General features: G+C 38.7%; 15 protein-coding genes. 2 read left to right on the top strand and 13 right to left on the bottom strand.

Going from position 1 to position 16,625, the window contains the following annotated elements:
• Positions 1-7 precede the first annotated feature (7 nt).
• Positions 8-1,000 (bottom strand): DUF2515 family protein, encoded by a 993-nt coding sequence (locus tag AC1D0Y_RS09540; protein WP_060745795.1) that lies wholly within the window; start codon positions 998-1,000, stop codon positions 8-10.
• Positions 1,001-1,073: 73 nt separating this feature from the next.
• Here AC1D0Y_RS09540 and recU point away from each other — a divergent pair, with 73 nt between their 5' ends.
• Both recU and AC1D0Y_RS09530 read left to right on the top strand, forming a co-directional pair.
• Complete coding sequence (gene recU / locus AC1D0Y_RS09535) at positions 1,074-1,673, top strand: Holliday junction resolvase RecU (protein WP_060745794.1); 600 nt, start codon at positions 1,074-1,076, stop codon at positions 1,671-1,673.
• Between the two features lie 63 nt (positions 1,674-1,736).
• Positions 1,737-4,589 carry a transglycosylase domain-containing protein gene (locus tag AC1D0Y_RS09530; protein ID WP_477707524.1) on the top strand — a complete coding sequence of 951 codons (2,853 nt, stop codon included), beginning with the start codon at positions 1,737-1,739 and terminating at the stop codon, positions 4,587-4,589.
• A gap of 35 nt (positions 4,590-4,624) precedes the next feature.
• Here the strand turns inward: AC1D0Y_RS09530 and AC1D0Y_RS09525 are convergent, their stop codons facing one another.
• The 12 genes from AC1D0Y_RS09525 to panB form a co-directional block, all read right to left on the bottom strand.
• Positions 4,625-5,125: a YpoC family protein gene (locus AC1D0Y_RS09525; protein ID WP_060745792.1), complete on the bottom strand. Its 501-nt coding sequence runs from the start codon at positions 5,123-5,125 to the stop codon at positions 4,625-4,627.
• Positions 5,112-5,783, bottom strand: a complete 672-nt coding sequence (nth, locus tag AC1D0Y_RS09520; RefSeq protein WP_060745791.1) for an endonuclease III — start codon at positions 5,781-5,783, stop codon at positions 5,112-5,114. Before nth ends, AC1D0Y_RS09525 begins: the two co-directional genes overlap by 14 nt.
• Positions 5,784-5,923: 140 nt before the next feature.
• Positions 5,924-6,631 (bottom strand): DnaD domain-containing protein, encoded by a 708-nt coding sequence (locus AC1D0Y_RS09515; RefSeq protein ID WP_028407970.1) that lies wholly within the window; start codon positions 6,629-6,631, stop codon positions 5,924-5,926.
• Positions 6,632-6,967: 336 nt separating this feature from the next.
• Positions 6,968-8,260 (bottom strand): asparagine--tRNA ligase, encoded by a 1,293-nt coding sequence (gene asnS, locus AC1D0Y_RS09510; RefSeq protein WP_028407969.1) that lies wholly within the window; start codon positions 8,258-8,260, stop codon positions 6,968-6,970.
• A gap of 157 nt (positions 8,261-8,417) precedes the next feature.
• The gene (locus AC1D0Y_RS09505) at positions 8,418-9,602 is read right to left on the bottom strand and encodes a pyridoxal phosphate-dependent aminotransferase (protein WP_060745790.1); all 1,185 of its coding nucleotides are present in this window, start codon (positions 9,600-9,602) and stop codon (positions 8,418-8,420) included.
• Between the two features lie 133 nt (positions 9,603-9,735).
• Positions 9,736-10,224: a cell wall elongation regulator TseB-like domain-containing protein gene (locus AC1D0Y_RS09500; protein WP_477707523.1), complete on the bottom strand. Its 489-nt coding sequence runs from the start codon at positions 10,222-10,224 to the stop codon at positions 9,736-9,738.
• Between the two features lie 11 nt (positions 10,225-10,235).
• Positions 10,236-10,406, bottom strand: a complete 171-nt coding sequence (locus AC1D0Y_RS09495; RefSeq protein WP_013056102.1) for a YpmA family protein — start codon at positions 10,404-10,406, stop codon at positions 10,236-10,238.
• Positions 10,407-10,594: 188 nt separating this feature from the next.
• On the bottom strand, positions 10,595-11,392 hold the full coding sequence (locus AC1D0Y_RS09490) for a ComEC/Rec2 family competence protein (protein ID WP_060745789.1): 798 nt from the start codon (positions 11,390-11,392) through the stop codon (positions 10,595-10,597).
• Between the two features lie 88 nt (positions 11,393-11,480).
• A complete protein-coding gene (gene dinG / locus AC1D0Y_RS09485) occupies positions 11,481-14,282 on the bottom strand; it encodes an ATP-dependent DNA helicase DinG (RefSeq protein WP_217599216.1) in 2,802 nt (933 codons plus the stop codon).
• A gap of 202 nt (positions 14,283-14,484) precedes the next feature.
• A complete protein-coding gene (gene panD / locus AC1D0Y_RS09480) occupies positions 14,485-14,868 on the bottom strand; it encodes an aspartate 1-decarboxylase (RefSeq protein ID WP_028407965.1) in 384 nt (127 codons plus the stop codon).
• Complete coding sequence (gene panC, locus AC1D0Y_RS09475; protein WP_477707522.1) at positions 14,869-15,726, bottom strand: pantoate--beta-alanine ligase; 858 nt, start codon at positions 15,724-15,726, stop codon at positions 14,869-14,871. It abuts the gene before it with no gap.
• Position 15,727: 1 nt separating this feature from the next.
• A complete protein-coding gene (panB, locus tag AC1D0Y_RS09470; protein ID WP_028407963.1) occupies positions 15,728-16,561 on the bottom strand; it encodes a 3-methyl-2-oxobutanoate hydroxymethyltransferase in 834 nt (277 codons plus the stop codon).
• Between the last annotated feature and the right edge of the window lie 64 nt (positions 16,562-16,625).

The raw sequence follows: 16,625 nt of genomic DNA, 5'->3' as shown, positions 1-16,625 counted from the left end.
AAAACGGTCACTTGTGACCGTTTTTATTTACATTAACTAATTGCGCTACTTTCATTAATATATGCAGCTGCTTTTGCTTTTGAAGATACCACTTTGTAAAATGAACTTTCTTTGGAAAATGCGGCTTTTTCATGAGCTTTTGTTCCTCTTTTTTTGTTAAAAACCACTTTTCTCTCTTTTTTTCATGATGTCTAATAACCGGATACACCTTTCGAAGTGCAGGTGTACAACTGGTTTCATCCACAAAATACTGCTCATAATCGTATCTCGACCCCGTATGCTTTGTTTTCAAAGAAAATTCATAAAACAAGGGATAATACTTTTCATGAAATAATAAAGCCGCTAATTTCTTGCCCAAATCAATCCGATTATTTACTTTTGTAAAATCATGAACAGAACAACCGTATAATTCCCCTTTTGTAGTAGGAAAAAGGACGGAACTAAAGTGGAATATATCTTGAAAAAAAAACAGCGCACTTTTAAATACTCTATCTTGATAAAAAGGCTGTTCAATAACGGGCTGTTGAATAACATGCTGCTCATTCACAATTAACGCATGAATAAGCTGCAGTTCACAAGGTCTCTGCATAAATTGTCTCCACTTCTCTTCGATAAAAGATGAAACATTTAAATAGGGAAGTAAATGAGCGTAAGAGACATGTTTTTTACGCGAAACAGCATACAATAGTAATTGTGGGAAGGCATCTTTAAAAATAAGCCAATTTGCTCTTTCATACGTCAAAAATAATAAATCGCGCGTTTGCTTTGATAACGCTTTTTTCATGTTCTTCCCTTGCAAATCACACATATTCCACCCTGCATTTCGTGATACCATACTTGCGAGAAATGCCCACTTTACTTCAGGATATCTATGATAAAAAGTTGCATAAGCCTGGGTTCTTGATATATTATCAATATTCAGCTTGTCTGTGGTTTTTTTAATCGCCGTCAACAGCGCTTGTTCCGAACTATTGAGTGACATCTCTTCATCTTCTTTCATCTATTTTTATTTGTAGGATTTGGTATAATAGAATTTGTTTGTTTAATAGATTTACACTAAAGGAGTGATGGTTATGATTCGCTATCCTAACGGAAAGGCCTATAAGCCATTGAATACCAGCAGTCCTTCCCCTAAAAAGCTAGAAGCTAGCTATAGCAATCGTGGTATGACGCTGGAGGACGATTTAAACGAAACAAACGAATACTATGTTTCAAAAGGAATAGCCATTGTTCACAAAAAACCAACCCCTGTTCAAATTGTAAAAGTAGACTATCCGAAGAGAAGTGCCGCTGTTATCAAAGAAGCTTATTTTAAACAGGCTTCTACTACAGACTATAATGGAGTCTATAAAGGAAAACACCTTGACTTTGAAGCAAAAGAAACGAGAAATAAAACCTCATTTCCGCTGCGTAATTTTCATGAACATCAAATTAAACATATGAAGCAAATTGTGAAACAAAACGGGATTTGTTTCGTTATATTAATGTTCTCTACTTTACAAGAAATATACTTGTTCGAAGCACAGTTCCTTTTTCCTTATTGGGATGCCATGAAAAAAGATGGACGAAAATCAATCCCTAAGGCAGATATTGAAAAAAAAGGACATTTCATCGAACTTGGTTACCATCCGAGAATCGATTACATAAAAACTATAGATAAATTATACTTTTAAGAGTATGATATATATGTTTACGGAAATCATTCTCTTACAATGCGTTGAAAGGTAGGAGTTTTTATGTCAGATAATTATCGCTCTCGTGAAGAACGACGAAGAGCTATGAATGACAACAAACCAGAAGGTAAATCTCAAGGAAAACCGAAAAAGAAGAAAAAAGGAGGCCTATTTCGTAAAATTGTTGCCGCAGTTTTACTGATAGGAATCATCGGGCTCATTGCCGGAGTGGGAACTTTTTTTGCTATGGTAAGCGATGCTCCAAAAGTTGATGACTCGGTATTAAAAAACTCTTTTTCATCTAAAGTATATGCAAACGATGGAAAGACAGTTGTAAAAGAAATTGGAGCTCAAAAACGTACATATGTGCAATACGATGAAATCCCTCAAGTCGTCAAAAACGCATTTATCGCTACGGAAGACGTTCGTTTTTATAAGCATCACGGCGTCGACTTTTACCGAATTGGCGGAGCATTAATGGCGAACTTTAAAAACGGTTTCGGTGCTGAGGGCGGTAGTACGATTACTCAGCAAGTGGTAAAGAATTCGTTCTTATCACCAAAGAAGACGGTTAAACGTAAAGTACAAGAAATGTGGTTAGCTTACCAGCTTGAGCGTAAATATTCGAAGCAACAAATTCTTGAAATGTATTTAAACAAAATATATTTCGCATCAGGTGAAGTATACGGTATTGAACGAGCAGCTGAGAAATTTTACGGAGTTAAAAGCGTAAAAGATTTAACTCTTGATGAAGCTGCTATGTTGGCAGGCTTACCAAAAGCGCCAACTACTTATAACCCAGTTACAAACCCAGAGAATGCTACTAAACGCCGTAACACAGTATTAAACTTAATGGCTAAAAACGGCTTCATTACACAAGCCGAGGCCGACAAAGCAAAACAAGTAGATGTACAGGCTCATTTAGCTAAACAAACTGAATCAACATCTAAGTACGATGTATTTATTGATCAAGTAATCGAGGAAGTAAAAAAGAAAACAGACGCGGATCCATTTTCTGCGGGCTTAGAAATTTATACAACGCTTGACACTAATGCTCAGGACTATGTGGATGATGTGATGAACAACAAAGTAGTCAACTTCCCGAACGATAAATTCCAAGCAGGTCTTGTCGTTGTAGATAATGAAACAGGCGGTATTCAAGCAATTGGAGGCGGACGTAATCGTGTATCAGGCGGCTTAAACTTTGCAACAAATATGAGACGTCAGCCCGGCTCAACAATTAAGCCGATCTTAGATTACGGTCCGGCGATCGAGAACTTAAAGTGGTCTACAGGACAACCGTTAAAAGATGAAGAATATCATTATTCAGACGGCACGCCAATCCGAAACTTTGGACGTAACTATAAAGGATGGGTTTCAGCACGTGAAGCTTTAGGGCGTTCACTAAATATCCCTGCTTTAAAAGCGTTCCAAGCAACTGGTGCGGACAAAGCAAAAGAGTTCGCTACAGGTCTTGGTCTAAAATTAGACAAAGAAGACGGCGAAGCTTACTCTGAGGCTTATTCTATCGGAGGCTTCCGTACGGGTGTTACACCTCTACAAATGGCTGGAGCCTATAGTGCTTTTGCAAATGAAGGTATGTACAATGCACCGCATACAGTGACAAAGGTAAAATTCCCAGATGGAACAGAAATTGATTTAACGCCAAAACCAAAACGCGCAATGCAAGATTACACGGCATTTATGATGACGGACATGATGAAATCTGTTGTAAACGAATCATATGGTACAGCTCGTGCTGTTCGTACACCAGGGTTAGAAATTGCGGGTAAAACAGGAACTTCGAACTTTAGTGCTGCAGAAAAACAACGATACAATATTCCAGACGCTGGTGAAAAAGACGTTTGGTTTAATGGGTTTACGCCAAACTATACGATTTCTGTATGGACAGGCTATGAAACTGCCAAAGACGGCTATATTTTAAGTGCTAATGAAACAGGCATGGCAAAAAATATCTTTAAGCATGTTATTACTCATATTTCTGAAGGCAAACCTAAAGGAAGTTTCAAGCAGCCGGACAGCGTAGTTGAACGTTCCGTGGAAAAACCAACGGGCAAAGACTTAAAACGCCCAAGCGGCTCTACTCCTTCGAGCTTAATTACTAAAGAATACTTTGTGCGCGGTACTGCACCGACAAAAGTATCTCAAACATTTGTGAAGAAAGAAAAAGAAGAAAAGAAAGAAGATAAAAAAGAGGACAAAAAAGAGAAAAATGACAATAAAGATGTGAAGCCAAAAATTACTGCTTCGTATAGCGGAGGAGCAATTTCAGTTAACTGGTCAGCGTCAAACGCAGCCAGCGATACGACCTTTACAGTCACAATGTCATCTCCTAACGGTTCTGAACAACTCGCATCTGGCGCAGGAGCCGGTGGAAAAACAATTTCCAACCCAGCACCAGGCGCAACGTATAGTTTCACCGTAACAACAAATACGGGCGAAAGCGCTAGTTCTTCTGTAAAAGTCCCTGATTCATCAGATCAAGCTACCGAAGATGATTCTACTAAGCCTGAAGATGACGGAACAACGGACGATAATCAAAATGAAGACAATAGCAACACTGATCAAAACAACGGCTCTGATCAAGGTGACGATTCATCTACTCAGCCGGATGATAACCAAAACAGCAATAATGGCAGCAATAGCGGCGGTAACAATAGCGGCAATAGCGGCAATAGCGGCAATAGCGGCAACACCGATAATAACAATAATGATAGCGGCAATGCTAACGATGGTAATAGCGGCAACAACAATAATAACGGAGGCGCAACAACTCCTCCAGCAGACAACGGTGGAAGTGACTCAGGAAGCCAAACACCACCAACAACACCTGCTACACCATCGACGCCGTCAACACCTGCTACACCGCAGCAAGAGCCAACAACTGAAAATTAACGTAGCAGTAAAAAGCCCCTACACGTGTAGGGGCTTTATTGCTTCTGAAGAATAAGCATTTTTGCATATTGCTTACGCAGCTCATTAAATAATTCTGTCAGCTGAATATACGCTTGATAAGAAGAAACTCGCTGCAGCAAAAACATAAGTCTCTCAGCACAGTTAATAGGCTTATAGGTTAGGTCTGCTATATCTTCTTGCAGCCGATTTAAACGCCGAACGGGCTGTCCATTAATCCAAAACAGTAAACTAATATACATAGCAGCAGCTTGTTTCATCCAAGGAGCTGCTTCTTTTGCTTTTCGCTGAGAAAAAAGCGTATACAGTTCTTCCCTTTGAGTTTCCCACTTCTCAAAAAATGGCCGTATATTATTTTGAACATCCCTCCAAGGTGTTTTCGTTTCTTTATGTACATCGTATAAAATATCATAAGCAAAATAACTTCTTCCATTTTTTTCATCCACTTCAAAAACCCGATCTTCTTTTGAATAGAATGGTTCGCATAGGAAATGTGACGGCACTTCAATTGGTAACATCTGTCTTCTTCTCTTTTCCTTTCATTCGTTTCTTTCCTTCTCGGCAAAGATCAAGAAGCGGGCAGACATGACATTGAGGAGACTGTGCTTTACAGTGATAGCGTCCAAAAAAGATAAGTCGATGATGCGTAACGGACCATTCATCTTTCGGAATTTTCCTCATCAGCGTTTTTTCTACTTCCAAAACGGAATCTTTCCACCTGCAAATCCCAAGGCGTTTACTTACACGTTCTACATGCGTATCTACTGCTATTGACGGTACTCCAAAAGCTACGGATACAACAACATTAGCCGTCTTACGCCCTACTCCTGGAAGATTAGTCAGCTCATCACGATCTCTTGGAACTTCTCCTCCGTATTCATCAATGAGCATACGGCAGAGCTTTTGAATATTTTTAGCTTTATTTCTATATAAGCCGATTGATCTAATATCTTGCTGCAGCTCTTCTAACGAAACGGCTAAATAGTCTTCAGGCGTTTGATATTTCTTGAATAAATCTGTTGTTACGCGGTTGACTAAAGCATCTGTGCACTGAGCAGATAGCGCTACAGCAATGACTAAATCAAAGGGATTCCGATGATTTAACTCACAGTGAGCGTCAGGAAACATTTCCGCCATAGCATCTAGACACTGTCTGATTTGTTTTAACGTTAACATACTAGTTCTCCTTCTTCTTACAGGTAGTTCCCTCCTATTTTACAATAGGGTTCCTGTCAAATGCTACTCTTGTCCGTATTCTTTTAAAAAAGCTGCTTCAAGATTCAATTACTTGGATCTTGAAGCAGCTTTTTATCCTGTCATTGCTCTAGCCAATTAAAAAAAGGAATGGCTGATGTAGACTGAGAAGGGTTAACAGAAGATAGTTTTTTGGGCTGTTGATTTTGACGAAATTTTTGGCTATGCTTGCGGGCTTGATCAATGGTCCGAATACCATTTTTCTTCCATTCAAATAAAATACGATCAATATACCGGAAGTTTAATTTTCCAGACATCACCGACTCTCTTAGTGCCGCTTTAATAATAATGGGATCATGATGATCTTGATCAATCCACATCGCTAGCGTTTCGCATTCAAACGGAGACAATGCTCTGCCGAACTCTTTTTCAAACATTGTATATAAATTAAGCTCTTCTTGTTCTTCTTCGTTTTTTTCTACTTCTCTTGTTTCTTGCATCATATGATGAATAAGCTTTTCCCAAAGCGGTTTTAGTGAATAACGTTCACAAATAAGGGCGTTTTGCTGTTGATCTTGCTCAATAGATAAAAAGCCGCGCTGAATTAATGCTCGCAGCGTATCCATGCAGACAGCACTTGAAATACTCATTTTTGCCGCCAATTCGTTAGGTGTCGGGAAACCTTCACCGCCTTCAATGGAAACATAAATATGCATTAACGTCATGAATTCCGTTTCGTTCATTCCCAAATCGCTATAGTGATTAAACAGCAGCTTCGGAATTGAAACTGTGCCTTGTTCAAACCATTCAATTAACGTTTCTTTTTTCATATCCGAACACCTCAGTAGTTAGTATATCATGAAGTTTATAGTCAAAGTAATAATTATTCGAAGCTAAAAAAGCTTCTATGTAAAACTTTCCGCTGAAACCGTACCATTGCTCTGCACATATAAAATATATACGAACGATGACTTCCTTCCAAGAATATTACACTAACTTATTTTTTCGAGAATTGCAACTCCCTTTTAAGTTAGACTCTTTTCTATGTTTGCCTTTGTTTCCTTATGATATAAGTAAAAGCCTCGTTTATCTTTTCTTTTTATGATTCATAAAAAAAGCTAAAAAAGTATCCTGACTACAAGAGTCAGAATACTTTTTTCACTTCCTTACGGGTATAAACGGTTTAATAAGCGTGGGAATGGAATCGTTTCACGAACGTGTTCTACACCGCTAATCCATGCTACCGTACGCTCAAGGCCTAAACCAAATCCTGAATGTGGAACTGAGCCATACTTGCGAAGCTCTAAATACCACTTATACGTTTCAGTATCTAATTTATGCTCTTCTACACGCTGAGCTAAAAGCTCTTGATCATGAATACGTTCAGAGCCTCCAATGATTTCTCCGTAGCCTTCTGGTGCGATTAAGTCTGCACATAATACTACGTCTTCATTTGTTGGATCTGGCTGCATATAAAATGGTTTTAATGACGTTGGATAGTGTGTAATGAATACCGGCTTGTCATAGCTTTCTGCGATAGCCGTTTCATGCGGTGCTCCAAAGTCATCTCCCCACTGAATGTCTGTAAATCCTTTTTCATGTAAGAATTTAAGAGCGTCATCGTACGAAATACGAGGGAATGGCGCTTTAATTTGTTCTAACTTAGATGTATCACGGCCTAGTACATTTAACTCTAACTTACAGTTTGTTAAAACAGACTGTACAACATGAGACACATACTCTTCCTGTACTTTCAAGTTATCTTCGAATTGGTAGAAAGCCATCTCTGGTTCAATCATCCAAAACTCAATTAAATGACGGCGTGTTTTAGATTTTTCAGCACGGAACGTTGGACCGAATGAAAATACTTTTCCAAGCGCCATTGCCGCTGCTTCCATATAAAGCTGTCCACTTTGAGAAAGATATGCATCTTCGTCAAAATATTTCGTGTGGAATAATTCTGTTGTTCCTTCAGGAGCACTTCCTGTTAGGATTGGCGGATCTACTTTTGTAAACCCGTTTTCGTTAAAGAATTCATACGTTGCACGAATAATTTCGTTACGAACCTTCATAACAGCATGTTGACGTTTAGAACGCAGCCATAAATGACGGTTATCCATTAAGAACTCTGTTCCATGTTCTTTTGGCGTAATTGGATAATCAACAGCTTCATGAATAACTTCAAGGCTTGTAACTGTTAACTCATAGCCAAACGGTGAGCGCTCATCTTCACGTACTACACCTGTTACATATAGTGATGATTCTTGCGTCATAGATTTAGCTAATTTAAAAGTTTCTTCTTCTACTTCAGCTTTTACAACTACCCCTTGCATGAATCCTGATCCATCGCGCAGCTGTAAAAAGGCAATTTTACCACTTGAACGTTTATTCGCTAACCAAGCACCAATTGTTACTTCTTTTCCTACATGCTTGCTTGCTTCTGAAATCGTAATTTTCACGATTAATATCCCTCCAAAAAACTTACATTTCGTAATTATGTATGCCATCCTATTATACATTTCGACAAACATAATAACAAGTAACAAACAAAAAGAGCCTTCTAACACGTGTAATTTGTGCTAAAAAGCTCTTTTGTTTCTACCTATTGTTACTTTTTTATTTCATGTGACGAGTCATGAATGATTGAATTCGTTCTAATGCCTTTTCTAGCAGATCTAGTGATGTAGCATAAGAAAGACGTACGTTTTCAGGTGAACCGAATCCTGATCCAGGAACTAGGGCTACCTTCTCTTCTTCTAAAATAGCTTCTACCCAAGCATCAACTGTATCAAAGCCAGTTAACTTTGCAGCTTCAATTGCGTTAGGGAATAAGTAGAAAGCACCCTGTGGCTTTAAGCATGAGAACCCTGGAATGTTAATCAGCTTTTCATGAATCACGTTTAGACGCTCTTCAAAAGCTTGTCGCATCATTTCCACCGGCTCTTGAGTGCCGTTATACGCAGCAATTGTTGCATATTGAGCAATAGATGTTGGATTTGACGTGCTGTGACTCGCTAGGTTTGTCATCGCTTTAATAACTGTAGCATCACCAGCTGCATATCCAATGCGCCAGCCCGTCATGGAATGTGACTTAGAAACACCGTTAATGATAATTGTTTTTTCTTTTAACGCTGGTGAAAGCTGTGCAATCGATACATGTTCATTTTGACCGTATACAAGCTTTTCATAAATTTCATCTGATACGATAAAAATATCGTGCTTCAAGCAAATTTCCCCTAAAGCTTGAAGCTCTTCTCTTGTGTAAATCATACCTGTTGGGTTGCTTGGTGAATTGATAATAACAGCTTTGGTTTTAGCAGTAATAGCCGCTTCTAATTGTTCAGGTGTGATTTTAAATTCGTTATTTTCAGAACCTTCAACGAATACTGGTGTACCTTCTGCTAACTTTACTTGCTCAGGATAACTTACCCAGTAAGGAGTTGGGATAATCACTTCGTCACCTTCGTCTAACAGAACTTGAAATAACGTATACAGTGCGTGCTTAGCACCTGTACAAACAATAATTTCAGAAGGTGAATACGTCAGGCCTTGGTCGCGTTTGAATTTTTCAATTACCGCTTCTTTTAATGGTGCAAGGCCGCCTGCTGGCGTATATTTTGTCTGACCATCATTCATTGCTGTGACAGCCGCTTCTAAAATGTGCTGCGGCGTATTAAAATCAGGTTCCCCTGCTCCAAGTCCAATCACATCATGACCAGCCGCTTTCAATTCTTTCGCTTTTGCTGTAATCGCTAATGTTGATGATGGCGTTAATGCTGATACACGTTTTGCTAACTTCACTAAAATCTCCCCCTATGAACTAAAGCTATAATCAGCCCGCGGGCTGATTATAGATAAAAAATTGGCTTCATTTTCATAAAGCGCTGAAATCTTATATTATGACACATATGGCATTTCATATGGTATAAACGATTTATGATTGAGATAAGCTGTATCGTTTTATAAATTCACCGCTAGAGAAATCAAGATAATAGTATGTTAAATGTTTCTTATCTTTATCCACATATGTTACTTCCCACAGCGGCTTTTTCTTTTCAATGCCTAGGCGCACCGACTTAATTTCCTGCGGGTTTTTATCATTTTTCACAATGGAAATGGCTTTTTCTTTTGTGATCCCGCTTCTTGCTTTCTTTAAAACTGCTGTTTGTTTTTTGCTTTTAGGCATCCAAGCAATTACCTTTTGATTGCTTCGGTTTGTACCTTCTACTACATAAAATGCATGATTGCCGAAATATGGCTGGGTGCTTGTGACAGATTTCAAATTAAATTCTTTTTTTGCTTGAGATGCTGCTTTTTCCTCAGCAGACTGCACATCCTTCACGGACGAGTGATAAATGCTAAAAGAAATGCCCCCGATAATTAAAAGCACAGCAGCTACCGCTACAATAATTAACTTTTTCATAAAACCCCTACTTATGTACGATAAATTGTAAATACAGCTTTGCTTTGATCTTCTTCATCTAACGCTAATCCGAACATCAAATCTTGCTTTTTCAACGTGCGATTCAAACTATCAACAATTTTATATAAATCCGAGGAATTTTCCACGCGGACAGTTGATAATACTTCAATCCTACTTTCCATTGTAAACCTCCTAGCTCGTCTATCACGACGCAAAAATGACGATATCCGTATTATAACAGGTATCAAAAACCATCGTCATCTTTTTCACTCATCAATCCCATCTGTACGTTTTGCGTAAAAACCGAATAAATAAGTAAACATATATAATATTATAAGGAATTTACCTCTTTTTGCAAAAGGAAATTTGTTTATTTTGCAGAAAATTTCATCACATCATAGGATTTTAGCGACATTTTAATAGAGTAAGCGCTCCCTTCTCTTACATCATATAATTCAATCCATTCAGCTGTTAAATTTGAAAGCAGTCGAGGGGAATAGGAACGGCCTGGTTTCGTAAACATAACGGCAAGCTGTGTATCTAATTGCTTCAAAAATGTATTCGAAAAAAACGTTCCCTCTCCAAAATTAGGAATTTTTAATACATCTACATGGGTAAGAGGAATGCGTAAAAACTTTTCTTCTACTTCATCTGAGCTGCTCATTGCATATAGAATCCGATGTTCTCCAATCGTAAATAATAGATCCATAGCCGCTGTTTTTTGTTTCGATGCATGCAAGACATCAACGTGTATATTATCTGTTAACTGAAATAAATCATTTTCTTTCCACTTCTCTGTTTGAAATTCCGCCTGGTACTGAGCCGGGACAATAATGCGCTTTATATGATAATCATTCACAGCACGCTGAACATTTGAATCATAGTATTTTTGCTGTTTTGTAATCACTAATTGGTTGATTTTTTTTACTTTATATCGCTTCAACCACTTCTTTAGCTCGAGATAGGAAGATGCATTACCGGTATTTATCAAAATAGTCTCACCGCTTCCGTCTTGAATCAGACTCGCTTCTCCAGCTGAAAGAGGCAGAAAGGTAATCACTACTTCATCAGCTTGCAAACCAAAATCTACGTTTTTAATGACAGCTGCTGAAGCCGAACAGTTCATAAAACTAAAAAACAGTACAGCACTTAGCAATATTTTAATCATACACTGCCCTCATTTGCTTATCATAGTATATTACTATCGTCTCTCAAGTGAAGAAACAGTATGCATAAAAAAAGACTTAAGCGTATGCTCAAGTCTTTTCATTCCACCATTCTTTGTAGTCCAGTAAGATATTCGAAAACGTTTTTTGAACAACCTGGACTTTTGGAAGTGAATGAAGAAAATGGTATCCATATGCTGTTCGCGTAATGCGATTATCAAAAATAAATATAGCTCCTCGGTCACTTTTGGAACGAATTAACCGTCCAAATCCTTGTTTAAAACGGATAACGGCCTGAGGAAGTGAATAATTCATAAAAGGACTTTTTCCTTCTTTTTTCATCTGCTCAAATTTAGCTGTCAGCAGAGGTTGATTAGGCGATGAAAAAGGAAGTCTGACAATTACGAGACATGATAATAAATCTCCTGGCAGATCAATTCCTTCCCACAGGCTATTTGTACCTAATAGAATGGAATGCTCAAACTGGCTGAAGTCCTTTAGCAGTCTATTACGATTTCTAGTTGTGACTCCTTGACCGAGCAGTACAAACTCTTCAAGATCGTTTAACTCTTTTAAATAACCATACGTAGCTTTCAACATGTCATATGAAGTAAAAAGCACCAGCATACGACCATTTGTTACTTTAGCTACGTCAAGAATACTTTCTGCCATCATAGCGCTATACTCATATAATGATACTTCGTTAACAGCAGGCATATCTTGAGGAATATAGACTCTAGCTTGCTTCTCATAATCAAACTCGGAAGGTAGAATGAGTTGAGCAGGCTGAAAGTCATATAACCCTAGCTCTTGAATTAAATAATCAAATGTTCCATTCACCGTCAATGTAGCCGATGTTAAAATAACGCTTTGTTTCTTAGCGAAAAATTCATCAGCCAGCGTATCGGCAATGGAAGTAGGCTGACTATAGATATACGTAGCATTCGCTGCTCCTTTTGGTTCAATCTCAAACCACGTTACGTGATGACTCTGCTGTTTGAACAGAAGCTTTTCTATTTGCTGAGATATGTGTTCAAATCCTTTAACAGCCGTTTGAAATTCATGAAGAGACGACTGTTCATTTTTTGTGACTTTGTCATATAGTTCGTCAAAGGAATGTCTTGCCCCATCATTCCATGTAAAAAGATCGTGAATTAAAAAACGAATGCGCGACGCTGCTTCTTGAATAGCCGTCCAGTAATGCCCATGCTCTTTTTCCACTTTATATCGATAGCTGCTTCTTCCAATCTCGCCCTGCTGATTGCCGATTCTTTTTTGGACAAAAGAATGAATCAAACGAAATAAGTCATCGCACTCAGAATGAAGCTGCACAAACAGGTTTTGAAGCAGTTCAGTGTTAAGCTCGATGCTATATTTTACAAAGGTATGATGAACTTTTTTTAACAGCCCTTTGTCTTGAATAGTTCCGATTCGGTTTAATAGCGCATGAACCGCAAAATAATCTAAGCGCTCCCCCAGCTCTTCTCCGGCAATGTCTTCTAAGTGATGAGCCTCGTCAATAATAATCTGTTCATACTCAGGCAGCAGCTCATGATTACTCATCACATCCATCAACAGCAAGCGATGATTTGTCACTACTATGTGGGCATTTTGCGCTCTGTTCTGCGCTCGTTCATAAAAAGAATAAAGTTTCCAAGGATGCTTAAAATCACTTGGAGACGGATTGCTTTCATTTAGCTGTTCCCAAAAAAGTTTGCCGCCAGAAGGCAGGTTTATTTCATCGCTGTCGCCCGTTTCCGTTTCCGTCAGCCAGATAAGCAGCTTCGCTTTTGTTAGGATCGCATCGTAATTATTATTGCGCTCTTTTAAGAGCTGAATAAATTTTCTTATACTAATGTAGTGTTCTCTTCCTTTTAAAACAGCTGCTGTAACAGGAAACGGAACAATCTTTTCTAGAATAGGCACATCTTTTTCGATGATTTGCTGCTGAAGCGTTACCGTGTTAGTTGAGATAATGACTGGGTGATGATGAACAGAAGCATAAAACACGGCAGGAACTAAATAAGCGTAGGTTTTACCAATACCGGTCCCGGCTTCAATTAAAGCATGCTCATTACCCGCAAAGCACTCTTGTACAAAGTTCATCATCTCCCACTGCCCTTTTCGTTCTTCAAACAATGGCAGAGCCTGATGGAACAGCTTTTGCTTTTCAGTTTCAAATATTTCGTAAGTATGAGAGTTCTGCTTTTCATTAGCTGAATGCGGCTGATATTTGTTTAGCGCAATCCCATGTATAAATTCATAAGAATCATCCTCAGCATAGCTTTTATCATCTATAACTTGTTGAATCAGTTCTCCAATTTCACTTTTAAAGTGCAAGCTTAGCGCATACAGCTGCTTTAAGGTTGTTAGAGGTAGCTTCTTCAATTTTTCAATTAGTAACAGTAAAATACGTGCTGTTACTTCTGCATCACTATCTGCTTGATGAGGGTTTTCATGTTCAATATGTAAATACTCAGCTAATTGGCTAAGTTTGTACCCATCAACTGTAGGCAGCAGAATCCGAGCCAGTTCGACGGTGTCTACGGTTGAATTATAAAGCGTCTCCTCTCCGCACTGATAGAGTTCTTCTTGTAAAAAAGTTAAATCAAATGCCACATTATGTGCAACAAAATAAGCATCATCTAGCAATTCTATAATTTTAGGTGAAATTTCTTCAAATAAAGGCGCATCTTTCACCATATCATTTTGAATGTTAGTTAGTTGTGTAATAAAAGGCGGAATATCCATACCAGGATTTAAAAAACTAGAAAAACGTTCAACAATTTTGCCGTCTTCTACTATGACAGCAGCAAATTGAATCATTTTATCTCCTTGTTTTGGAGAATGTCCCGTCGTTTCAAGATCTACCACAACAAAGCGTTTATTCACGGTCAACACCTCGCAAGTCTGTCTTTTTATAGTATAAAGTGAAAGCCTGCTCTATATGCTTTAAAAGCGCAACTCCTTCTCGTGAAAAACAGAGAGGCTTTCATACATAGAAGTTTTACTTTAGTGTGTATAGAGGTTTATACCGTTCACTTACTAGCGTATGTATTCAAATAAAAATCCCCCTCATAAAGGGGGACTGTTCTTATAGAATTGTACCAGCTGGTTCTTGTTTAAGCAATTGTTGGATTTTATTCTGCTCATTCATAATCGCTACGGTTGGATGATGGTGAGCTACTTCTTCATTTGCTACGAGCGCATAAGAGATAATGATGACGATATCTCCAGGCTGCACGAGTCTTGCAGCAGCTCCATTTAAACAAACTACCCCGCTCCCGCGTTCGCCGGGAATCACGTACGTTTCCAAGCGCGCTCCGTTATTATTGTTTACAATTTGGACTTTTTCGTTTGCTGCGATTCCTACTGCGTCGATGATATCTTCATCAATGGTGATACTGCCAACATAATTTAAGTTGGCTTCAGTTACATGAGCTCTGTGTATTTTAGCATTCATCATCGTGCGAAACATTTAGTTATCCCCCTGTACGTCTACAATTACATTATCAATTAAACGGGCTTTAGAGAATTGAACAGCTAAAGCAATAATGATTTTTCCAGCGGTTTGCTTAATCGTTTTTAGCTCTGGATACGTATAAACCTCGATATAATCCACTTTACCGCTCGTATATTGCTCAATTTCTTTTCGAATGGTCTCTTTAAGAATTTCTACTTGCTTCTCTCCGCTTTCAAGAAGCTGCAGAGCGCTTTGTAAACTCTTAAATAAAACAGGTGCCTCTTCTCTTTCTTTATCTGTTAAATATACGTTACGAGAACTTTTAGCTAATCCATCTGCTTCTCTCACCGTATCTACTGCTCTAAGCTCCACAGGAAAATTAAAGTCTTCAATTAAGCCATCTACCATAGCAACTTGCTGTGCATCTTTTTTACCAAAGTATGCACGATCCGGTGTTACAATGTGAAAAAGCTTTGTTAGTACCGTGGCTACTCCGTCAAAATGTCCGGGGCGCTTCTGTCCACACAATACGTCTACACGATCGGTCACGGTTATAGCAACTGAACGGCTTGACTTATACATTTCCTCTACTGAAGGATAAAATAAATAGTCGACGTTAGCTTCTTTTGCCACGCGCTCATCGCGTTCAAAATCTCTTGGATACGTATCAAAATCTTCATTTGGTCCAAATTGAGTCGGGTTCACAAAAATACTTAGCACCACTACTTTATTTTCTGTGCGGGCCGCTCCAAGCAAAGTAGCGTGGCCTTCATGCAAATAGCCCATCGTCGGGACAAATCCAATTGAACGTCCAAGCTGCTTTTCTTTTTTCATCTCCTGCTGCATGTCTTTAATTGTTGTAATGACTTTCATCTTATTTTCCTCCGTACAGCGCCGTTAACTGCTCTTCTTTCATTGAAAAAGTATGTGCTTCTTTCGGAAACTCTCTTTTTTTCACTTCACTGACATACTGAGAAAGCCCCTGTAAAATAGGCTCATTTATTTTCGCAAATGACTGAACGAATTTTGGCACACGCTCTACTCCGTACGTTAATACATCGTGGTATACAAGTACTTGACCATCCGTATCAGCTCCTGCTCCAATTCCGATTGTTGGAATGCTCAAGCGTTCAGCTACTTGTTTTGCTACTTGTTTAGGAACACATTCTAATACAACAGCAATAGCTCCCGCTTGCTCACACTTGATCGCGTCTTGGATTAGCTGTTTGGCTTCTTTTGCTTCTTTTCCCTGCACTTTATAACCGCCCAGGACACCGACAGACTGAGGTGTTAACCCGAGATGTGCAACAACCGGAATACCAGCTTGCGTCAATTCTGAAATTGTATAAAGAACATCCTTTGCACCTTCTACTTTTAAAGCATGAGCTCCGCTTTCCTGCATAATGCGAGCAGCATTTTTCATCGTGTCTTCTTTCGACACGTGATAGGACATAAATGGCATGTCGGTGACGATAAATGTATCAGCAGCTCCTCTTTTAACTGCTTTTGTATGATGAATCATATCATCTACCGTTACAGGAATCGTAGAGTCATATCCTAAAACGACCATTCCGAGAGAATCGCCTACTAAAATCATGTCTACGCCTGCTTCCTCAGCGTACTTAGCTGACGGATAATCGTACGCAGTCAGCATCACAATTGGTTCATTGTTCTGTTTCATACGTAAAAAATCTAATTTTGTTTTCACTAACTTTCTCCTCCTTCTCAGAGGAGATGAGCGCACGTCTGCACACAAAAAGTCCTTCTACCTA

The sequence above is a fragment of the Priestia sp. P1_B12_1 genome (assembly GCF_056406695.1).
Note: the sequence above shows the minus strand (reverse complement) of the source record. Positions and strands in the feature narration are given on the sequence as shown.